19 protein-coding genes are annotated in these 21,678 nt (G+C 57.1%); 10 read left to right on the top strand and 9 right to left on the bottom strand.

The window, feature by feature from the left end; all coding sequences use genetic code 11:
- Nucleotides 1–191: 191 nt before the first annotated feature.
- Nucleotides 192–767 (top strand): PEP-CTERM sorting domain-containing protein, encoded by a 576-nt coding sequence (locus tag PH603_RS07495; protein ID WP_289505444.1) that lies wholly within the window; start codon nt 192–194, stop codon nt 765–767.
- Between the two features lie 275 nt (nt 768–1,042).
- On the opposite strand, the gene PH603_RS07490 is transcribed toward PH603_RS07495, so the two are convergent.
- The 3 genes from PH603_RS07490 to PH603_RS07480 all read right to left on the bottom strand — a co-directional run bounded on the left by PH603_RS07490 (nt 1,043) and on the right by PH603_RS07480 (nt 3,418).
- Nucleotides 1,043–2,098 (bottom strand): DNA/RNA non-specific endonuclease, encoded by a 1,056-nt coding sequence (locus PH603_RS07490; protein WP_289505443.1) that lies wholly within the window; start codon nt 2,096–2,098, stop codon nt 1,043–1,045.
- Between the two features lie 98 nt (nt 2,099–2,196).
- The gene (locus PH603_RS07485; protein ID WP_289505442.1) at nt 2,197–2,925 is read right to left on the bottom strand and encodes a metallophosphoesterase; all 729 of its coding nucleotides are present in this window, start codon (nt 2,923–2,925) and stop codon (nt 2,197–2,199) included.
- Nucleotides 2,926–3,085: 160 nt separating this feature from the next.
- Nucleotides 3,086–3,418: a hypothetical protein gene (locus PH603_RS07480; protein ID WP_289505440.1), complete on the bottom strand. Its 333-nt coding sequence runs from the start codon at nt 3,416–3,418 to the stop codon at nt 3,086–3,088.
- Nucleotides 3,419–3,702: 284 nt separating this feature from the next.
- On the opposite strand from PH603_RS07480, the gene PH603_RS07475 reads away from it, so the two are divergent.
- Nucleotides 3,703–3,927 (top strand): hypothetical protein, encoded by a 225-nt coding sequence (locus PH603_RS07475; RefSeq protein WP_289505438.1) that lies wholly within the window; start codon nt 3,703–3,705, stop codon nt 3,925–3,927.
- Nucleotides 3,928–4,668: 741 nt separating this feature from the next.
- Here PH603_RS07475 and PH603_RS07470 read toward each other — a convergent pair.
- Nucleotides 4,669–5,337, bottom strand: coding sequence for a TetR/AcrR family transcriptional regulator (locus PH603_RS07470; RefSeq protein ID WP_289505437.1), 669 nt, complete (start codon nt 5,335–5,337; stop codon nt 4,669–4,671).
- A gap of 243 nt (nt 5,338–5,580) precedes the next feature.
- Here PH603_RS07470 and PH603_RS07465 point away from each other — a divergent pair, with 243 nt between their 5' ends.
- The 6 genes from PH603_RS07465 to glpD all read left to right on the top strand — a co-directional run bounded on the left by PH603_RS07465 (nt 5,581) and on the right by glpD (nt 14,387).
- Nucleotides 5,581–7,761: a TonB-dependent receptor gene (locus PH603_RS07465; protein ID WP_289505436.1), complete on the top strand. Its 2,181-nt coding sequence runs from the start codon at nt 5,581–5,583 to the stop codon at nt 7,759–7,761.
- A gap of 23 nt (nt 7,762–7,784) precedes the next feature.
- Nucleotides 7,785–8,705 carry an alpha/beta fold hydrolase gene (locus PH603_RS07460; RefSeq protein WP_289505435.1) on the top strand — a complete coding sequence of 307 codons (921 nt, stop codon included), beginning with the start codon at nt 7,785–7,787 and terminating at the stop codon, nt 8,703–8,705.
- Nucleotides 8,705–10,198 carry a glycerol kinase GlpK gene (gene glpK, locus PH603_RS07455; RefSeq protein WP_289505434.1) on the top strand — a complete coding sequence of 498 codons (1,494 nt, stop codon included), beginning with the start codon at nt 8,705–8,707 and terminating at the stop codon, nt 10,196–10,198. The genes PH603_RS07460 and glpK overlap by 1 nt, the downstream gene beginning before the upstream one ends.
- Before the next feature lie 52 nt (nt 10,199–10,250).
- Nucleotides 10,251–11,867, top strand: coding sequence for a class I adenylate-forming enzyme family protein (locus PH603_RS07450; RefSeq protein ID WP_289505433.1), 1,617 nt, complete (start codon nt 10,251–10,253; stop codon nt 11,865–11,867).
- Nucleotides 11,868–11,945: 78 nt separating this feature from the next.
- On the top strand, nt 11,946–12,845 hold the full coding sequence (locus PH603_RS07445; RefSeq protein WP_289505431.1) for an SDR family oxidoreductase: 900 nt from the start codon (nt 11,946–11,948) through the stop codon (nt 12,843–12,845).
- A 6-nt stretch (nt 12,846–12,851) separates the two neighbouring features.
- Nucleotides 12,852–14,387, top strand: coding sequence for a glycerol-3-phosphate dehydrogenase (glpD, locus tag PH603_RS07440; RefSeq protein ID WP_289505430.1), 1,536 nt, complete (start codon nt 12,852–12,854; stop codon nt 14,385–14,387).
- 336 nt (nt 14,388–14,723) lie between these two features.
- On the opposite strand, the gene PH603_RS07435 is transcribed toward glpD, so the two are convergent.
- Together PH603_RS07435 and PH603_RS07430 are read right to left on the bottom strand one after the other, a co-directional pair.
- Entirely contained in the window at nt 14,724–15,236 is a 513-nt protein-coding gene (locus PH603_RS07435; protein ID WP_289505428.1) for a YybH family protein, read from the bottom strand.
- 32 nt (nt 15,237–15,268) lie between these two features.
- Complete coding sequence (locus tag PH603_RS07430; protein WP_289505426.1) at nt 15,269–16,150, bottom strand: RNA polymerase sigma factor; 882 nt, start codon at nt 16,148–16,150, stop codon at nt 15,269–15,271.
- Between the two features lie 554 nt (nt 16,151–16,704).
- Between PH603_RS07430 and PH603_RS07425 the strand changes: the two genes are divergently transcribed.
- On the top strand, nt 16,705–17,964 hold the full coding sequence (locus PH603_RS07425) for a DUF445 domain-containing protein (protein ID WP_289505424.1): 1,260 nt from the start codon (nt 16,705–16,707) through the stop codon (nt 17,962–17,964).
- A 78-nt stretch (nt 17,965–18,042) separates the two neighbouring features.
- Nucleotides 18,043–19,161 (top strand): THUMP domain-containing class I SAM-dependent RNA methyltransferase, encoded by a 1,119-nt coding sequence (locus PH603_RS07420; protein ID WP_289505423.1) that lies wholly within the window; start codon nt 18,043–18,045, stop codon nt 19,159–19,161.
- Here PH603_RS07420 and PH603_RS07415 read toward each other — a convergent pair.
- From PH603_RS07415 to PH603_RS07405, 3 genes are read right to left on the bottom strand one after another with little or no spacing between them, the layout of a single operon-like run.
- A complete protein-coding gene (locus PH603_RS07415) occupies nt 19,158–19,892 on the bottom strand; it encodes a proteasome-type protease (protein ID WP_289505422.1) in 735 nt (244 codons plus the stop codon). The two genes, PH603_RS07420 and PH603_RS07415, sit on opposite strands and share 4 nt — an antisense overlap.
- Nucleotides 19,893–19,943: 51 nt before the next feature.
- Nucleotides 19,944–20,738, bottom strand: coding sequence for a transglutaminase family protein (locus tag PH603_RS07410; RefSeq protein ID WP_289505421.1), 795 nt, complete (start codon nt 20,736–20,738; stop codon nt 19,944–19,946).
- Entirely contained in the window at nt 20,738–21,676 is a 939-nt protein-coding gene (locus PH603_RS07405; protein ID WP_289505420.1) for an alpha-E domain-containing protein, read from the bottom strand. Before PH603_RS07405 ends, PH603_RS07410 begins: the two co-directional genes overlap by 1 nt.
- Between the last annotated feature and the right edge of the window lie 2 nt (nt 21,677–21,678).

Here is a 21,678-nt window from a genome sequence, read left to right as displayed (position 1 = left end):
CCGGACCCACAGGAGCCGTCCGCCCGATCGGCCCTGGACTTCAACCGGCCCACTGAAGGCGCTACAATTTTAGATTGCCTTTGGGCGCAACACCTCAATATCCTTCGACATTAAAGGTCGGCAATTGTTCGCAGGCCGCCCCAAGCCGGCGCATAAAGCGCCGGCATGAGCCGACATCGCAGGGAAACACCATGGCCACTTTTTACGGAACGAATTCTGCAGATCTCTTCGTCGGGACGCCTGGGAATGACGAATTTGTCCCCTGGGGTGGCGACGACACGATCTTTGGGGGCGGCGGTGACGACATCTTCTACCTCGACTTCGGCAACGACGTCCTTGAAGGCGGTAGTGGACGCGACACCTATACCTATCTTGACCCGGTCAGGGGCGGGCTGGTCATCACGGGACATGAGTTCATATCGGATTTTGCGGCAGGAGATCAGATCGGGCTGGCACCGATCTATGCCGACCTTGGCATTGAGAGCGACTTCTGGGGGGTTCTCTTCCTGGAAAATGGTCTCGGCGAAACGGTCTTGTATCTGGACACGAATGGTGACGGCCTGCCCGACTATTCCGACTTTTCCATTACCTTTGGCGGGTTATCGGTGTCCCATTTCGAAGGCGCTACGCTGTCCGAAGGCTATCTGGCCCTTGCCACACCGACATCAGACATCCCCGAGCCGGCAACTTGGCTCATGATGCTGCTCGGTCTCGGCCTTTGTCACATTGCTACGCGCTTCCGGAAGCGCCAACTTGCTGCCATTTGATCGACCTCCTTGGGAGCGAGCAGCGTCCTGAGGCTGGTGGCTATCGGCCATGGAGTGTGATCAGAGATCCTTGGACGGATGCGCCTACTGGTTCAACGGAGCGCCCAGCGACCAGCCATCGAGATGGTGTCACCATTGGGCGCCAATGGCCAATTCAGGACCCAGCTCCTTACATGAAAATGTGAACGACTTCCGAATTTCCGTTCACAATATCATGTTCATAATCGACGGGACTTTGCCCCACTCGGCATGCTTGTCCTTCGGCTATCCAAGCATCACGGAACGTACTTCTGCCCACCGCAAACCGCCCCGCTCCAGTATCGTGTATCCACCGACCACAGGCTCGAGGTCGCCTCTGGATCAGCCGCAGCGGCGGTCACAAGCGCGTCCGGGAAAGTCAGGCCGGTCTTTTGCATCAGGTCACTGAGCGCGACCAGTCGCGACTTGTGATCATAGACGTGCTGCTTCTTTTTGACCTGATTGCATTTCACCCAGCCAGCTGCGGCAGTCGCCGTGGGCCGCGGCTTGCCATTGGCGCCAAGTTCAGCGGGCTGGTCGAAGCGAAAGGCCCGAACCAGCGGCACGCCATCCGGGCCTTCCATGACAATCACCTTGAATAGGGCATGGGGTATGGAAACCGGAATTTCGCCCTCATCCCCGATCGCCAGGATGGGCGTGTCGGGATCATAGATCGGGCCGGCAATCGTCCAGACCGCGCCGTACCGATTGGACAGAGCTGCGACATAGGATTCAATGTGAAGCCATGGACCCTGGTTCATCGCCGCCGCCTGTGGCACGGCGTTCCAGTAGATGTGGGTGTTGCAGCTGGCTTCCCAGGAGACCCGTTGGGCATGGTCTGCCATCATCAGGTGGCCCCGGTTCCAGATCGAACCGATCCCGTCGTAACTGTTGTCGATCCGGCGCTTGGTAACGGCCGGGTTTTGGGTCCACAGAAAATCATAGCCCGTGCTCTTGTACCAGTCGCCGGGCCGGTTGATCGAGATATCGGGCTCCTTGAAGGAGAGGTCCCCGCCCGGATCTGCAAGGCCCTTGAGTTCATAGGAGACCCAGACGGGGCCGGCGCGCATGTCGAGAATGCCATCCCCATCATCATCGGGGCCGTCGAACCTCGACGCAAAGACGCCATAGTCCCTGACGCCCTCGCGGTCGAGGGGCGCGTATTTGAGATGGTCAAAGCCGAGCGTTGCCGCATCGGGCAGGGCGTAGGGACTGAATCCCTGATCTGAGCCACAGGTGAACTTTTCAGCCGCCGCCGGCAGGCTGCTAGCAACCAACAAGACAAGGCTGCAGATGCTGTTCTTGAAGTACATGGCCACCCTCCAAATCCCGTATAGTATGCGCATAATATACCTTAAATTGTATTTCGCCCACAGCCTATCCAATAGCAGGACAGAAACCTGCAACGATTTTAGGCGGCGAGGCCGGCCAACGTCTGTTGTAGGGCGGAGAGCGACGGCGGTATCTCAAGAAGGGTCAGACGCCCGTCCGGATAGCCCGCGCCCGTATCGAGATAATAGACATTGCCAAGCTGGAGAACCGAAGCTCCCGGCGTATGCCCCACCAGCACAAGATCAACATTCTGGACAAGTGACTGGTCTTGGCAGGCTGACCGGGTGCGCCCCCAGAGCGCACTATTTCTCGGATGGCTGCCATCCACAGCCCTCAGCCAGTCATGGGGCGGGTCACCATGGATCAGGCCGACCTTGCCCCCGTCGGGCAGGACGATGGTCATGCCGAGGGGCAGGCGCGGCAACGGGTCGTCGACAAGCCACCAGACTCTTTCCTGCTGGTCGGGCGTGAGCCCTTCGAACCAGGTCCCGCCATTGCTGCGCCACATCGGCAAGTCCCAGTCCGAGTTCAGCGCGCGGACCATCATATCCTCATGGTTGCCGAGGATCGAACGGAACCAGGGCTCGTGCAGCAGCATCAGGCACTCGAAACTCTTAGGGCCGCGATCAATCAGGTCACCGAGGGCCAGCACCTGATCGCATTGGCGGTCAAACGCTGCTGCGTCCAACGCTGCCATAAGCTCGTCATAGCAACCCTGAAGGTCGCCGCAGACGAAGAGCCTGCCGTCATCCGCAGGATGATCGATCAGCTTATGCGACGATGCCGGACGTTGAAACGGATCAGACATGCATTCCTCGATCAGATGGCCGCTCAGCGCCGTCCCTTCCCTACCGCACAGGCACCCTCAATAGCGTACTGTGTGCCGGCTAATGTGACCATTGGGGGCAGAAACGCAAAGCGTGTTTCTTGATACCATGGAAGGTACGGAGAAGGCGGCCCTACCCTCCCTAGCCCCCGTCGAAGGACTGGAAGAAACCAGCCCTGTAGAGTCCAAGCAACTGGGCGTGAGAGACACCCCTCTGGCGTAGTGTGCGATACGCCTCGAAAGTCAGGCGGGTCTCCTCAAGCTGTCCGATCAACTCATAAACACTGTTCAGAGTAAAGACGTAGGGTAAGGCCAGTCGTTCGATCAGGGATGTGCAGATCAGTCGGCCCGGCGGCCAGCGGCCCTTATAGTCCTCGACAAAGGTGGCAACAAGAACCGTGCCTTCCCCGCCTGGGGAAAGTCTGTCGGGGACGGTGGCGAGAATGCCGTCCTCAAGAATGCCGGACAGACGCAAAATACCCTCCCATGATCAGGAGCCACGATAGCAGAAACGACTTGCGGCGGCGAGCAAACTGAAGCGGCCGAGGTTCCATCACGCCCGTGCGGCGGCCGAAGATTGCCATTTCTGTCTGAGTGTTCTAGAATCCATCGCAACCGACAAATTCTATATTCCGCATAGCTTGAGAGAGCCATTCTTGCCCGAGGGACGCAGTCTCTACGGGGCTTTTTGTTTGCCTCCCATCCAGTACCGATCGCGCAGAGGTGCCGTCTTCTAGGTAACAACCTAGGAGACCATCAATGAGTCGTACTTATCGTCTTGACCACAAGACCGGGCAAAGGCTGCGCGATATCGGCCAGGTGAGCTTTCCCGGCGGCTCGCCTTGGGCCTGGCGCAACCTCTTTATGACCCGGCCCAAGCGTCGCAAGATCAAGTTCCTATGCCTTCAGGTCATGCGCGGATGTGACGCCGAAGCGATCGCGTGGCCGCTCGGAAACAGGAAGCCGCATATCTATTATTGGTGAACGCACTTGATGCTATGCAACTGAATGACGGATTCCAGCTATAAGAGGGCCGCAGAAATCTGCGGCCCTCTGAAACGGTTGAGCGCTACTGACATATTGTCCAGGTTGGACATAGCCTCAATCGAAAGCGACCAGACCTGCCGAAGGTTGATCCACTCCCCTTTCAACTAATAATGCATCTCGCTCGGCATTGGTCGCGCCTTAAGAACCCACATAAATCCACGCCGGGCTCCCAATTGCATATTGTCACATCAAGGTTTCTGGGGGCGTAACGAGTTTCCGAGCTCGCATACCAACCTCGGACAGACTCGTGGACCAAGGCGCCCACTGGAATTGTTCGGACGCGCTTCCCCATCTCACGTCAGAGCCAATTAAAAGCTTCCCTCAACACGAAAATCAATGAACCAAAATCTTCGGCGCCCGCTGCCGGCACCATAGACCTATTGATATCAAACAATTACAAGCACTTGGCGCAAATTTGGCGCACGGATTTTTGAGGTTATGGATCTGTATCAACCCCTGTAATGGGCCACAATCGTGGCGGCAATGACGAGCTGGATGGCTAAAAATATGAGCAAATCTTAAAGGTCCCGACCGACTACTGCCCGCAGTCCCCAATCTCAACACAGAGGGGACAACATTAGGAGGACATTGTTGAGCCCCCGAGGCAGTCGCGTCAGATGTCGTTTCGCAAACTTGAAGAAACCACCCTAACCATGATGGGATGCCATCATATGACAGTCATTTGATCCTATGCTTGGCGACCTCTGCAAGAAGCATGTTGATCAGTGGACGCGAGAGTTTCTTCAAGTTCTGGAAAAAGACCAACTTTCTCGCCTGGTGCAGAGTAGCCGCCCCATGAAGTGAAATCCAAACAAGGTTTGTCAGTACGGATGTCTCTTCGGTGCTATGCTCCAAGCGCAGATAGGAAATGATTGACGCTTCGATTTCTCGCCATGATTCTGGTTGCCAGTGAACACCTTCCCCAAATTCCTGCTTCGCCCGGGATACGTTGTCAAATACCCACAGGTCAAACATCAGCCGATACAGGTGTGGTTTCGACGCTGCGAAAATCAGATAAGCGCTGCATACATAGGCCAAGCTATCTTCCGGTCGTTTTGCCTTCAGACGTGCTCGTCGTAGCGAAGCCGTAAACTGGCGGAACGCGACCACGCGCATTTCCTGCATGATATGATCTTTGCTGGGAAAGTATCGGTAAGGCATCATGGGAGAAACACCGAGACGTTTGGCAACATCGCGGATACTCACCGCAGGTAGCCCCCCCGCCTGATATAAATCGAACGCAGCCCCACATATCAGCTGCCGCGTCTTATCATGATCTGCTGCGAGAGCTGTCGAATGGGCCCGCGGGCGTCCACGTCGCTTCGTTGGCATTGCAGTTTCGGTCACGCGCTCTGTTTCTCCATAACATCATCTAACCTATAGTCACGCATAAGCTTTTCAGCCCAACCCACATGCAGCGCGACATTGGCATCAACACAAGTATCGACATTAACCAAGCATATTTTTACACTGTATGCACTAAATATATTGACTTATAATTTTACAGTGTAAATTATTATATACGACGTACACAAACCCACCGATGTTTGGGGCATCAGGGGTTTCAGATTTTATCCGGGGAGGGAAGTCATGAAATATCTAACTGAACAACGTTATATGTTGGCCGCAACACTGCTGACAGCAGTATCGCATACATCGATAGCAAGAGCGGAGGTGGCTGGCGAAGCCGAGGCGGAATCCGCAACGGAAATCTCTCCGTTTGAAGAGATCGTCGTGACCGCCCAGAAACGTGAGCAGCGCCTTCAGGACGTGCCGGTTTCGGTAGCGGCCTTCAGCGAATCCGCGATGAAGAATGCGCGGATCGACAGCGGCACCGAGCTTGCCAGGCAGACGCCAAACCTGCGTGTCTCTGTACTCGGCAACGAAACCCAGCCGAAATTCTCGCTGCGCGGCGTTTCTACCCCGGATTTCAACTTGAATGCTATTTCGCCGACCGGCGTTTTCTATGACGAGGTCTATATCGGTGCCCAATATCTTGGCGGCGCCCAGATGTTCGACATGGAGCGGGTCGAAGTGCTGCGGGGCCCGCAAGGGACACTCTATGGCAAGAACACGACAGCTGGCGCCATCAACTTCATCTCCAAAGGCCCACTATTCGAACCCGACGGCATGCTGCAGGTCGGGTACGGTTCCGAGAACTTCAAGGAAGTGAAGGCCGCTGGTGAAGTGCCGCTCGTCGCCGACAAGCTTTCGGTGCGCGTTGCCGTCAATTATTCGAACTCAGACGGCTTTATCAAGAACGCCAACCCCGACGGGCAGGATCTGTCAAACATCGACCACAAGGCCGGGCGCTTGACCCTCGGCTACCGTGACAACGAAGGGTTCGATGCCACCTTGCGTCTGTTCTTCACCGACTCTTCGCCGAAAGCGATCGGGGCAGTTAATACCGGGCTCGCAGCAGGTGGCCTAAACGCACTAGGCATCGATCCGCGTTTAAATCCGTTCACGGGAGCGCCGCTCGGTGACCATGAAGTGGCAACCGACAGGTCGGGCGACATCAAGGCGCGAGGCGCCGGCGGATACCTCACCCTGAACAAGGATCTGGGGTTCGGTACCCTGACATCGATCACTTCTTATGTGAATGGCAGCTTCCTCAATCTCGTGGATGCCGACGGCTCTATTGTCGACTTGCTGCATATAGACTTCCATGCAGACAATGAGGAAATCAGCCAGGATCTGAGGATTGCCACGAACAGCGACAGCGACCTCTCTTTAATTGGCGGTGTGTATTTCTATCAGGACAAGATCGGCGTCCAGACTGTTTACAGTCTGTTCCATGAAGTGGGCGGACCTACACTCGACCAGCGGTACGACCAAAAACGGACCTCGTATGCCGCCTATGTTGACGGCAATTACAGGATCAACGATGCGATCTCAGTCTATGCAGGATTGCGCTATACCGACGACAAGGGCGTCCTGAGCAATTTCCAAGTAATCCCGACGATCAACCTGCAGCCGGACCTCAAGTACCATGACAAGGAGCCGACAGGACGGCTCGGGCTTGAAGTACGCTTGAGCGACGATGCCATGGTCTACGGCCAGGTTGCGCGGGGGTATCGCAGCAGTGCTTTCAATGGAGGTGCCCTCGTCGACCCGAACGATGTGAGCGTCGCCGATCCCGAAAAGCTCGATTCGTATGAAATCGGCATGAAATCGCAATGGTTGGATCGTCGCCTTACCCTCAATGCCTCCGCATTCCTGTACGATTTCAAGGACCAGCAGTTCACCGATGTGGTGGGCGTGACCTCACAGCAATTGGTCAACGCCGGGGCGTCCCGCATGAAGGGGCTGGAACTTGAATTGGTCGCCATGCCGACCAGCAATCTCCGGATCAGCGGCGGCCTCGGCATTCTGGACGGCGAGTTCAAAGACCTCGTGCTTGCAGGGATCGATCTATCAGGCAATCGCCTGATAGAGGCACCGAAAGTGACCTACAATCTGGCACTGGATTACAATGTGCCGCTTGGCGACAATCTTGAACTGCTCGTGCATGGTGATGCCCTGCATTCTTCGTCGCAATTTATCACGGCGGCGAACGACCCGAACATCAAGATCGGCGCATTCTGGGATGTCGGGGCACGGATCGCAGTAGCCGATGTTTCTGGCAAGTATGAATTTGCGATCTACGGCAAAAACCTGACCGATAACAGCGAGCCGAGTGGCATCGTTGGTGACGCCACATCGGCAACGCGCTTCACTGTACTGCCCTACCCGCGCAGGTTTGGCGTAGAATTCACCATCCGTTATTGAAACCGTACTCGGAGGAAGGTGAAATGGTGCGTGAAGCCCGGTTTGTACTAGCAAGACCAGACGGTGAAAAAATCGCCGTCTATCATTGGACATCAGGCCAAACACCAAGAGCGGTCGCCGTTGTCGCTCACGGCATGGGAGAACATGCGGGACGCTACAAAAGGCCGATGGCCGATCTGATCGCAGATGGCATTGATGTCTATGCGATGGACCACCGAGGGCATGGCGCAACAATAGACCTCGGTGACCGCGACCCCGGGGACTTCGGCCCCGGCGGTTTCAACGCCGTTGCTCGCGACGTCGGAGCCGTCATCAAGCTCGCTCGACTTGCTAATCCAGGCCTGCCTGTGTTGCTGATTGGCCATAGCATGGGGTCCTTCATTTCTCAGGCAGTAGCACTCGAACATTCTGGCCAGTTGGCGGGGCTTGTTCTGATCGGCACGGCAAGCGTCGATGTGCTTATGGAGAACCTCGCGGACGAACCAGATGTGCTAGCGGCTTTCAACCGATGCTTCGAACCAGCTCGCACGCAGTGCGACTGGCTGAGCCGCGACCCTGACGAGGTTGACGCCTATATTGCCGACCCCTTGTGCGGGTTCTCTCTGGTGCCAGCTTCAATGGCGACGCTGGCCGCAGCCGGCTCTCTCCTGGCTGACCCTTCTGCCCTCAAGGGCATCAGGCGGAGCCTTCCGATCCTAATCATGGTCGGCTCTGAGGACCCTGTCGCCACGACTTATGGCCGGTATAAGGAGCTGGTAAAGCGATATAAAACTGCTGGCCTGGATCCAAGCACATTGGAATTCTCGCATGCTCGCCATGAAATCCTGAATGAGACCAACGAGCGGGAAGTCGTTGCAGCCCTGTTGAGCTGGGTCAATGTGGCGATTTCCAATGATGCAGACCGCGCTGCACGGTCTGATGTTGGCAGACGGGCGACCAAGTAATGACTCGTGGAACGGTAGTTGCGATCGATCAGGGAACGACTTCAACCCGCGCTATCAGGATGGATGGCTTCGGTCACATACAACACAAATCCACCCGAGACCTGGCCTGCATGTATCCGCACGCGGCATGGGTCGAACAGGACCCGGAAGACATCTGGCAATCCGCGCTCGCCGTCCTTAGCGATGTCGTACAGGACGACACCCTCGCTATCGGCATTGCAAACCAGCGCGAAACGATAGTTGTATGGGACCGTAAAACGGGCGTCCCTATCTACAATGCTATTGTGTGGCAAGATAGGCGAACGGCCGCTCTTTGTCTGTCACTTGTAAACGAAGGAGCGGAAGCCGGTGTGCGATCAAAAACCGGTTTACTGATCGATCCGTATTTTTCAGCGTCGAAGCTCGCCTGGATCCTCGATCATGTGGCCGGGGCACGTGAGCGAGCGGCCCGCGGCGAATTGGCCGCTGGAACCATTGACAGTTTTCTGCTTTGGCGCCTGACAGGAGGAACAGTACATGCAACAGACGCCACTAACGCTGCTCGCACGATGCTTTACGATATCACCACTCATTCGTGGGATATGGATCTACTCCACCTATTTGATATCCCGGCAGCACTTCTACCTTCGGTACGTGATAACTGCCATCTATTTGGAGAGACCTCACCGGAGGTCCTAGCTCGTCGCCTCCCGATCACCGGAATGGCGGGCGATCAACAGGCGGCAATGATTGGTCAATGCTGCTTCGCCCGCGGCACCATAAAATCGACTTACGGAACAGGTTGTTTCATGCTGGCCAACGTGGGGGCCAGTCCCGTGATTTCCAAAGCCCGCCTTCTGTCTACGCCAATCTATAAGATTGGTGCCGAAAAAGCCTATGCCATAGAAGGATCCATTTTTTCCGCCGGTGCCACGATATCATGGCTACGTGACCGCCTAGGCCTTATTTCAAGCGCTGCAGATACTGAGGCTTTGGCAGCAGAGGCCCCAGCCGATCACGGAATTCACCTGATACCAGCGTTCGTTGGCCTAGGAGCACCTTATTGGCGACCAGATGCGCGAGCTTCGATCATCGGCCTAACCTTCGATACGGATCGGGCTACCTTAGTGCGAGCAGCGCTAGAGGCCGTGGCATTTCAGACGACCGACCTCCTCAGCGCCATGATGGATGACAGTCTTGCCAACGTCGGTTCTGTTCGAATTGACGGTGGTGTATCCACCAACAACTGGTTCGCACAGTTTCTTTCAAACATGTTGAATATGGATGTCGAACGCCCAGAAGACCATGACTCTACTGCTATTGGGGCTGCTTTCCTGGCCGGCCTGACAATAGGGCTCTGGTCTGGCTTCGCAGATCTTGAGGCAATGTGGCATCGATCGGCAAGCTTTTCCCCTCAACTATCGCCAGACGAACGACAGGCACGACTTGCGGGCTGGAACTTGGCTGTGCGCCAGACCCTGACAACGCCTGTCGGGGCGTTATCGGCGGCCTGAACATCTTTGACAGCGGCTGGTCGGCACCGGCTAAGCGGAAATCGAGGAAAAAATGACAAACAAAGGCCAAAGCTTCAACTCAGCTACATCGAGAACGCCAGAGTTGCTTTGCCAGTTCGGAGCGCTTGGCCATATGCCTCCATCCGCTCCTGCCATTTGCTGTGACAACCTGACCCTTACATATGACGAACTGAATGCTCGTATTGCGCAGGCCCACGGAGCATTTGTTGAATTTGGACTCCTCCCTGGTGACAGGATTGTCCTATTGCTGCCAACCTCACCAGAATTTGTGATCGCCTATTTCGCCGCACATCGGGCGGGACTCGTCGTGATTCCACTGAATCCGCTGCTTGGGACTGCGGAGCTAGATTTCATATTATCATCAATGCTGCCGTCACTGATTGTCATCAGTGCAAGCAGTGCCGACATGCCCGCAGCAGGGTATTTCTCAAGCCAAAACGAAAGTCTTTCGGGTATTGCGCCGATCTTGTGTTTCGGAAGCTCGGACGACGAAATAGTGTCGCTTGACGTTCTGATGGAGCGTGCGGATCCAACGCTACCCTCCTCTCCCCGCGGTCTCAGCGAGGAAGTCCTGATCCTTTTCACGTCGGGCACATCAGGTCGCCCTAAGGGCGCCTCCCTAGTGCAGCAGGCGGTCATCAACAATACACGCTATTCGAATGAGACCCTTGGCATAACAACACAGGATACCCTTCTGTGCCCGTTACCATTGTCGCACGTTTTTGGGCAGATGGTCCTGATGCTAGGCGCACTTATGGCCGGAGCTGCCCTGGTATTGGTGCCACGCGCAAACCCGAAACGCGTGCTTGAAGCCATGTCTCGGACGGCTCCGACGCTGATGGCAGCTGTACCCACGACATTTGCAGCTCTGGCAGACCTTGCCACCACCGAGCGCGAACGCGCCAGCCAAGGCTGTCGCCGCCTCCGCTGCGCCCTCACCGGAGGCGCTCCGCTATCCGGAGCCATTGCCGAGGCGTTTGAGCGAGCCTTTGGCCGACCGCTCCATAAGGGCTATGGCATGACCGAAGTAGGATGTTGCATTGCCCTTGAGAATGTAAACAAGCCTCCGACCCCCGGCGTTGGGCGCATATCTGACTTTCTGGACTTCCGGGTCGTGCCACTTGCTGACGATAGCTTGGACAGGGGAGAACTTGAGCTGCGCGGCTCCAACATATTCCGCGGTTATTATATTGACGGCATTCTTACGCCACGACAGTCAGAGGAATGGTTCCCCACTGGGGATCTTGTGCAAATAAATGACGACGGTACGATTACTATCTTCGACCGGCGCAAAGAGCTGGTGATCCGAGGTGGGTATAATGTTTACCCCTCAGAAGTGGAAGCAGTGTTACTGCAGCACCCCGACGTACAGCTTGCCGCGGTGGTAGGTGTCGAGGACGCAAAGCTCGGACAGGAGGTCGCTGCCTTCTTGCAGCTAGTACCAGGAACCAAAATCGAACCTGCGGAACTGGCTGACTGGTGCCGCGCGCGGATAGCCCTTTACAAGTATCCACGCCTGATGGCGGTCATGGCCAAGCTTCCCACCAATCCGACCGGCAAAATCGTCAAACGTGACCTTGACCGGACACTGTTGCGCCCCGTCGCAACAATTGCAGAGACCTATCCAACGAATACCCCTCAAAATTGAGGGGACCGCTGAATCTACTCTCAGCCCCGCCAAGCCCAAAATTCAATTCTACGAAATTAGAAAGACCGAGGATCGACGATGAAACGACCACTGGAAGGTAAAACCATTTTTATCAGCGGCGGTTCGAGAGGCATTGGGCTCGCTATCGCATGCCGGGCTGCACAGGAAGGGGCCAATATAGCCCTCGCCGCCAAGACCGCCCTTCCCCATCCCTCGTTGCCAGGTACGATCTATTCGGCGGCCGATACGATCAGAGCAGCCGGCGGGGTTGCCTTGCCGCTAGTTTGTGACATCCGCGACGAAAACAATGTTGAAGCCGCTATTGCCAAGACCGTCGAGGTATTCGGAGGTATCGACATCTGCATCAACAATGCAAGCGCGGTGAAACTGACTTCAATCTTGAACACTCCGGTCAAACGGTTCGACCTGATGCACGGCGTTAATGCGCGAGGGACATACCTTGTTACACAAAAGGCCCTGCCGCACCTCTTGAAATCCTCAAACCCTCATATCCTGTCCATTTCTCCTCCACTTTCAATGGAGGAACGCTGGTTCGCCCCACACGTGGGATACACAATGGCCAAGTTCGGCATGAGCATGGTTATGCTAGGAGTAGCTGGTGAGTTTCGAGGGCGCGTCGGCGTCAATGCCCTGTGGCCGCGCACGGCAATTGACACAGCAGCAATGGCGGAATTTGCAAGCCACATGGATACAAGCCACCTGCGCTCCCCTGATATATTAGCCGATGCAGCCTATCTCATAATGACCTCGGACGCTCGCAGCGTGACCGGCAACTTCTTTATTGACGACGAGCTTCTCGCGGCGAATGGCATTACTGACCTGACACACTATGGCCCAGACGGCGTGGCCGATATCGACATCATGCCCGATTTCTTCGTGCCTAGCCTCCGTGAGCTGCAGGGTTTGCCTGATCCTGACAATCCGTATGCGAAAAGCTTCGGCGCCAAGAACAGGTAGGCTGACATGTTGGACATTGGAGCAAAGGATGCTCTGGACGCGGACTTTGATGTCGTCGTAATCGGCGGTGGGGTCAACGGCACCGGAATTGCGCTAGATGCCGCTGGACGCGGACTAAAAGTGCTTCTTTGTGAGATGAACGATCTTGGCGGCGCAACTTCATCTGCGTCGAGTAAGTTAATCCATGGCGGACTAAGGTATCTTGAACAATATGACTTTGGTCTTGTTCGAAAGGCGCTTAAAGAACGGGAGCGGCTACTAAGGAACGCTCCCCATATCATGCGGCCGCTTCGATTCCGCCTGCCACACCGACCACACCTAAGGCCAGCGTGGATGATCCGAGCCGGATTGTTCCTATATGACAATCTGGCCCGGCGGTTGGTTTCAGGACCTAGTCACGCTATCCGCTTCCGAGAGAAGAGTCCCTTAAAGCGTGAAATGCATTGCGGTTATGAATATAGTGATGGCTGGGTCGACGACGCACGGTTGGTAGTCCTTCTGGCCCGTGGCGCCAAGGCACTAGGTGCAGAAATACACCCCCGTACAAAGTGCATAGCGGCGAGACGCGAGGCCGGCATTTGGCTTGTCACACTTCGCAACCAGCAGACTGGCGAAGTTTTGACGAGAAGCTGTCGCACACTTGTCAACGCAACCGGCCCATGGGTCGAGAGCCTGTTTCGTGAAGTCATCGACTCCTCTTCGCCGCACAGTATCCGTTTAGTGAAAGGGAGTCACATCGTGGTTCCGCGTCTGCATGACGCACCTGAGGCCTATATCCTGCAAAATCAAGACGGACGTATCGTCTTTGTCATACCTTTTGAAGATGTATATTCCTTGGTCGGGACTACGGACGTTGATTTCGACGGTGACGCTACCGATGTTGCCATTTCGAGGGATGAGATCGACTATCTTCTGTCAGTCATCAACGCCCACTTCATGACTCAGACAACATCCAATGAAATTGTCTGGTCCTATTCAGGGGTCCGGCCGTTGATGGACGATGACACCACAAAAGCCCAGATGGCTTCACGGGACTACGAACTAGAGTTGGACGTAGGCCAAGCGGGTAATGAGGCACCATTATTGTCCGTTTTCGGCGGCAAGATTACTACCTACCGTATATTGTCGGAGGCTGCTGTCGATCACTTGCGGGGGACGTTCCCCGGAATGGGTGAACGCTGGACTGCCAGAAATCCGCTGCCAGGTGGTGCGATAGAGAGCATAGACGCATTCAAAGCTGAACTGGAAGCAAGCTATTCGTGGCTACCTAACAAGATGCTTTCTCGCTTTGCGCGAAGCTATGGCACACTTTGCCACCAGTTCCTGAGCGGCTGCCAATCCCTTGATGATCTCGGGCAGCACATCGGTGACACTCTTTACGAAGCAGAGGTTCGATATCTGGTCGAATTGGAATGGGCTAGAACATCTGAAGATATTTTATGGCGCCGATCAAAACTTGGCCTTCACCTCACGCTAAAGGAGATCGCTGTTTTGGAGCAGATATTGGAATCGATACTTCTGCAAAAAACCCCATACGATTAAAGTCTCACGCCATTTCAAAAAGGGAAATACTCACTATTCTGAGATATTTTTGATGAGAATTTTGGTCTTCCCCAACAAATAAAGAATATTACTCCACATAGCTACGCCGCAGCATGCGCCAAGTGTTCTGGCAACGGGCAGGCTTCACCTACATCAGACGGGCTGTCAGGTAGGGCGGTGACAATTAATCGCGAACGCCGACGCATAAGCTTTGACCGAGCAAGAAATGTCCCCCTTGAGATTATAGAGGGACATTTCACACCTTGCGAAGCTCCTCATGCCAATCTTGGCATCGAGCTTCAGTCGGCCATATGGAACGACCGACCTTTCCTGCGCCTACTTGGACTGTTCCATCAGCCGTGAGCCATGGGGATTGTCTATCACCATCTTCCACGATCCATCGGCCTGCCGACGCAGCACCGCGATCGAAAGACCGGCCTGCTTGATCTCCTGCCCATCGGGCATATGCGCCGTCATCTGCCAAGGCGCGATGTGTATAGCGGTATCGCCGCTCACCACAACTTCGTGGCCCGAATAGGTGAAGGTAGGCTTTGCCGCCGCCATACCGTCAAACATCTGGCGGGCCTGCTGTACGTCGGTCACTGGCTGGCCCGGCTCGAACAAGATCGCGGCGCCGGGTTCATAAGTAGCCATCACCGCGTCAATATCGTTCTTCTCAAAGGCTGACGTCATCCCTTCGATTGTGTTCTGAACGTCTGCTTGGTCCTTATTCATGTTTTGTGTTCCTATGTGTTGGATTGGTGCGGGCTCGGTCTTCGATTCCATGGCGCAGCCCGCAGATAACGGCGCCAGGCAAAGCAACAGCGTCCACGCAAATGCGCGTCTCATTTCTCATTTCTCCTTTGTGGTGGGTTCGGCGTTTAATCGGGTGGATCGACCAGGCTTAGCACCTTGGCAGCAAAATCCTCGGGCGCGCGCAGCGGCCCCATCGCGCGTTGCAGCTCGACCGCGGCGAGACCTGCGTTGACCGCACCGGCCATTGCCTTAGCCGCTGCATATCCAGGCGCGTCGGCAAAGACGCTGTTGGGCCCTGGACCCAGCCGTCCACAGGTGAGGGCGGCTGGCAAGCGGCGCGGGCAAGAACATGGCGCAGTGGCGTCAACGAGGCCGCAATGCGTGCTGGCGAATGCCTGTACACTGGTCCGCGCTCGCGAAAGCTGCTTGCGAAATGTGGCCGGTTCGACGCTCAATATGGCGGCGGCCTCCGCATGCTCGAATTCGAGCACTTCGCCAAGAACGTATGCTGCGCGGTGTTTGTGATCGAGGCACAACAGCATGGCCATCGTGCAGTTCAGCCTGAGGTCGTTGAGCATGGCATGGTCTTCTGGTGACGCCATGTCTTCGTCGACCAGCCCATCGATCAGGTCAGCACCGAATATGTCGAACGTCAGCCCAGGATCGCGTGCCATCACCTTTTGCGCGGTAAGAAGATAGTTCACCGCCACACGATGTACCCACGTCTCGAACCGACTTTCGCCGTTGAATGTCGACAACTTTGTGATAACGCGGATCAGGATTTCCTGTGTCGCGTCCTGCGCTCCGTCTGGATCCGCCAGCATACGCAGCGAGAGACGAAAGACGTTGTCCTGCACCGCGCGCACCAACTGGGTGAGGGCGGCGGCGTCACCATCCTTTGCCTTTCGGACAACAATTTCCTGGTCTTTCGTCAATTTAAACCTCTCGAAATGAAGTTCTAGATTATTAGACACCACTCGGTGGGACAGTGTGACAAACTTTTTCACGCCTAACTGCTCCCCCATTCTGAGTGTCCCCCGACAGCACAAATGACACAGATTTGAGGTCGCAAGTTCAGGAGGATTTGGGTCTCGCGTCAATCGAGCCCAAGTCGCCATCAGCCTTGGTGGATAGCATGCAGACTTGTGTTGCTGGCGGGATTGCTCACTGGCTCGCTGAAACAGCGATATGCGGAGCGACATTGGTGGATTTGAAGAAATCCACGGCAGCAACAACGCCGCTGCCCCGGCACCGAACGCGAGCCAATACCAACCGCATAGATCATCAATGGCGCAAATCTGGCGCAGTAAAACGTATGCTTTTGGCGTTTCGGCTATCTGAGACTGAGCCAATTAGATTAGTTCACTAATCAAGTCCGAAAAAAAATGGACACGACAAATGACCTTAGCGACGGGACACATTCGTTTGAAGTGCGCCACACTTGTGGAACATTATTAAATCACTTCAAGATGTGGGGTAGTTTACGGACTTACGACATGACGCCCGACACCGGGTAACCGTGATAGTCTGACCAGACGTCCGAACTGCCCTAAGGTGTTTTATGACAACCGCCCTTTCTGCCGACGCCACCGACCTGCAGCGCCAGCCCCTCAGTCGCTACCGCATGGTTGCCACGCTGATGCTGCTGGTCATGGCGCTAGTCTTTGGCCTCACGCATCTGGCTGATGCGCCGGGCTTCTGGATATCCTTCCTGCAAGCCGGCACTGAAGCCGCGATGGTCGGCGGCCTTGCTGACTGGTTTGCGGTGACCGCCCTCTTCCGTCATCCGCTTGGCCTGCCCATCCCCCACACCGCCGTTTTGCCGCGCAACAAGGCCCGGCTTGCCGAAGGCATCGGCAATTTTGTGGAGCGGCACTTTCTGGACCCCGGCCTTCTGACGGCAAAATTCCGCTCGATCAATGTGGCGATGCGGGTCAGTAATGCCTTGTCCAGGCCCGACGTGGCCGACAAGGTTGCCGCCGGGATCATCGACGCCGTGCCGCATATTCTGAATTCGGTCAGCGATGCCGAAATCCGGCAGTTCATGGCCCGCGCGCTTGAAGGCGAGCTGAAGACCATTGATCTCGCCGGCCTGACCGGCAATGTGCTCGCCCTTCTAAAGGATAGCGACCGCCATCATGAATTGCTGGACCACGGGCTCATCGCCGCCCGCCGTTATCTGGATGAAAACCGCGGCGCCATTTTCCTCGCTGTCGAGGAACGCAGCCAGTGGTGGATGCCGGCGAGCGTCGACAAACGGATCGCCGAAGGGCTGATCACCGGCATTTCGGACCTTTTGGGCGATCTGTCCCACCACGACCATCAGGTCCGCCGTGACTTTGATGCCGCCGTTTCTGACTTCATCGAAAAGCTGAAGCATGATCCCGAAACCCGCCGTACGGTCGAGGAGATGCGGGAAAAGCTTTTCGGCAGCGAACCCGTGCAGCGATACCTCGCCACCCTTTGGGATCAGGTCCGCACAAAGCTGTCGGAAGCCACCAGCGCCCGCTCTGCCCCCCTTCAGGCCGCCCTCAGCGCTGCTGTGCAATCGCTTGGCCGGGCGCTCGGCGAGGACGCCGCGATCCAGAAACGCTTCAACAAAGCCGTGCTTGTTGTGCTGCGCAGCTATATCGTGCCGTGGCGGCATGAGATCGGCGCTTTCATCCGTGAGGTCGTGGACAGCTGGGAAGCAAGCACCCTGACCGAACGACTGGAACTGGAAGTGGGCCGCGACCTCCAGTTCATCCGCATGAATGGCACCATCGTTGGCGGCATCGTCGGGTGCATCCTGTTCCTGCTGACTGAGCTGCCGAGGCTATAAATGGCGCTTCAGCTTGTGACCCGGCGGAAGTGTGTTTATGGAGACGCTGAACAACCCCACTGAAAAGGCCCTGCCCGCATGACAACCGACACCGATCTCGAAATCTTCCTCGCCACCGTTCCGGGGCTGGAGGCCGTTCTGCGGGCGGAAGTGGCCGAGAAGGGCTTCCGCAAGCCGCAGGTCACCAAGGGCGGCATCACCATCAAGGGTGGCTGGAAGGATGTCTGGCGGGCCAATCTGGAGCTGAGGGGCGCGAGCCGCATCCTTGTGCGCCTAGGCAGCTTCCGGGCCGTATATCTGAACGAGCTGGAAAAGCTCGCCCGCGAGTTCCCGTGGGGTGAAACCCTGCAGCGCGAGATGCCGGTGCGCGTGGAAGCCAGTTGCAGCAAATCGAAAATCTATCATTCGAAGGCGGCAGCCGAGCGGATTGAAAAGGCCATCACCGCGAGCCTTGGTGTCCCCGTCGACGCCGAAGCCGACATCTGCATCAAGGCGCGGATCGTGAATGATATCTGCACCCTCAGTGTTGATACATCAGGCGAAGCGCTGCACAAGCGCGGCCACAAGGAAGCCGTGAACAAGGCGCCGATGCGCGAAACGCTGGCGGCCCTCATGCTGCGCCACGCCGGTTTCAACGGCAAGATGCCGCTTGTGGACCCCATGTGCGGCTCCGGCACCTTCGTGATTGAGGCCGCCGAGATTGCCATGAACCTCGCCCCCGGACGCGATCGCGCCTTCGCGTTCGAGCAGCTTCAAACCTTCGATGCGAGCGCCTGGGACGCCATGAAGGAAGGCCAGTTCCGCCGCGAGACCGACTTCCGCTTCCACGGCTTCGACCGCGATGAAGGCGCAATCCGCCGCAGCACGGCCAATGCCGACAGCGCGGGTGTGGCCGCCATCACGAGCTTCGCTCGCCAGCCGATCAGCGACCTGACACCGCCTCAAGGGCCGGCGGGCCTCGTTTTCATCAACCCGCCCTACGGCGTACGACTGGGCGACGACAAAAAGCTCCTGCCGCTTTATCAAACTCTCGGCCGCGTACTGACGGAGCGTTTCGGCGGCTGGCGGGTCGGCATCGTCACAGGCGCCGACAAGCTCGCCCGCGCCACTGGCCTGCCGTTCACGGGCGAGCCCTTGGCCTTTTCCCACGGCGGCATTCCCGTGAAGCTGTTCACAGCCTCACTTGCGGCAGCCTAGACCCGGTCGAAATCCGGCAGGCTTGCGAAGGCCGCCTTGAGGGCATCGGACCAGCCATCCGAAATGGCGCGGTAATAGGGATCGTTCTGGTCGATCCGGAATTCCGCGCCCGCCTTCAGGCTGCCGTCCTCGTAAAACTGCAGGTCCAGCGGCAGGCCGACAGAGAGGTTGGCCTTGAGCGTGGAATCGAAGGACAGAAGCAACAGCTTGGTCGCTTCCGCGAAGCTCATGGCAGGGTCGTAGGCGCGCAAGAGGATCGGCTTGCCATATTTGTGCTCGCCGATCTGGAAGAAAGGCGTGTCCGCCGTTGCCTCGATGAAATTGCCTTCGGGGTAAATCTGGAAAAGCCGGGTCGCACCGCCCTTGATCTGCCCGCCAAGGATGAAGCTGGCCCCGAAGGTAGCCTCGCTCTCGGGGCCATTCTTGGCACTATCCGAAATGACTTCCTTCAGCGTCTCGCCGATCAGTTTGGCCGTCTGGAACATCGATGGCATCTGCAGGATCGAAGGCGCGCGCTCGTCTGCTGCCTTTGAATGCTCCTCCAGCATCCCGACAACAGCTTGCGTGGTGGCAAGGTTACCGGCTGCCAGCAGCGTCAGCACCCTGTCACCCGGGCGCACCCAGCGATACATCTTGCGGAAAACGGAGACATTATCGATGCCCGCATTGGTTCGGGTATCGGACATGAAAACAAGGCCCTTATCGAGGCGCAGGCCGACGCAATAGGTCATGTCGCTCCATCCATCAGAAGGGGCGGCGGATACTGCCTGCCCGTGCCTTCATTACTGCTCGACCCGGATCGAAACGGCAAGCGATTCTTCGGCATTGCCCCGCCGGATACCGGCCACGGGGGCGGCATCGGCATAGTCGCGCCCCACGGCGACGCGCACATAGCGGTCGTCGGGCGACATGCCGTTCGAAACATCGAAGCCGACCCAGCCAAGCCCCGGCACATGGGTCTCCGCCCAGGCGTGGCTTGCCGCCTGATGGGCGGTATCATCCAGCAGCAGATAACCGCTCACATAGCGGGCCGGGAAACCGATCAGCCGGGCTGCCGTGATGAAAAGATGGCTATGGTCCTGGCACACACCTTCGCCGTGGGCCAGCGCCTCTTCCGCCGTCGTCGCGGCGTGCGTGATGCCGATATTGTAGGCGACCGCCTCCCGGATCGCGGCCATCAGTGCATGCAGGCGGGGCACATCCTCACCCGCGTCCAGCGCCCGCACCAGCTGCTGGATACCCTTGCCGGGCGTGGTCAATGCGGTCGGTTCTTCATAAAGCCAAAGGGGCACGGGGCCGGTGTTCAGGCCGTGGACGCCTGCCCTGTCCATCGTTTCCACTTCGCCCGACACATGGATGCGGATCGTGTGGCTTTCGCCAAGGCAGGAGATCAGGTCCACCGCATTGCCGAAATGATCGATATAGGCAACCTCGTGCGTGGCACCCTCCAGCGTCAGCTTCCAGTCCAGCACCTGCTGGCACGGCGTGGAATGCGGGCGCAGGCGCAGGCGTTGCAGCGCGAAATGCACGGGGGAATCGTATTGATATTCGGTCGTATGGGTGATCTTCAGCCGCATCAGTAAAACCTGTATGCCTCCGCCACCTCGCTGCCGAGCTGGTTATTGCGTTCGATGAAACCAAGCAGGAATTCATGCAGGCCTTCATCGAAAATGTCGGCCACCACGCGGTTCTCGAGGGTTGCGAGCGTCCGTGCGACCGTATCGTGCGCCGCGTGCCGTTCACCGTACTCGCGTTCCAGATTGGTCAGGCTATCGCGGATCTTCTGATAGCAGAAGGTCAGCGCGCGCGGCATGCGCTCCGACAGGATCAGATATTCGGCGATCTTGGCGGGTTGGATATCGGCGTCATAAACCCAGCGGTAGGACCGGTGCGCGGACACCGAACGAAGGATCGATTCCCACTGCACGTTATCCAAAGACGAGCCCACAAAGGAAACCGCCGGCAGCAGGACATAATATTTGACGTCCAGAATACGCGCCGTGTTGTCCGCACGCTCGATGAAGGTGCCGATCCGGGCGAAATCGAAAATCTCGTTCCTGAGCATCGTGCCGTGGAAGGCCCCGCGGATGAGCGCGGTGTGCCTTTTGATGGCATCCAGCGTTTCCGGCAGGTCCGACGGCTTCACGGGCCGGGCGAGCATGCGGCTCATTTCCAGCCAGAATTCGTTGGTGCTTTCCCATGCGTCGCGGGTAAGTGCGGTGCGCACCGTGCGGGCATTGTTGCGCGCCGAATAAACGGCATTCAGCACGCTTGACGGGTTATCACAGTCGCGCAGCAGGAAATCGATGACCTGCGGCCCGGTGACACCTTCATATTTGGCGCAATAAGCCGCGTGGCCACCCACGCTATTCAGGACCGAATCCCAGCCGTCATCGGCGGGATCGGTGTGGGTCAGCGCCATATGGGCGGCTGCATCAATCAGGCGCGCGATATTCTCCGCCCGCTCCGTGTAGCGGAACATCCAGTACAGACCATCGGCGGCGCGTCCGAGCATCC

It is taken from the genome of Gimibacter soli (assembly GCF_028463845.1).
Taxonomy (GTDB): Bacteria; Pseudomonadota; Alphaproteobacteria; order Sphingomonadales; family Kordiimonadaceae; genus Gimibacter; species Gimibacter soli.
Note: the sequence above shows the minus strand (reverse complement) of the source record. Positions and strands in the feature narration are given on the sequence as shown.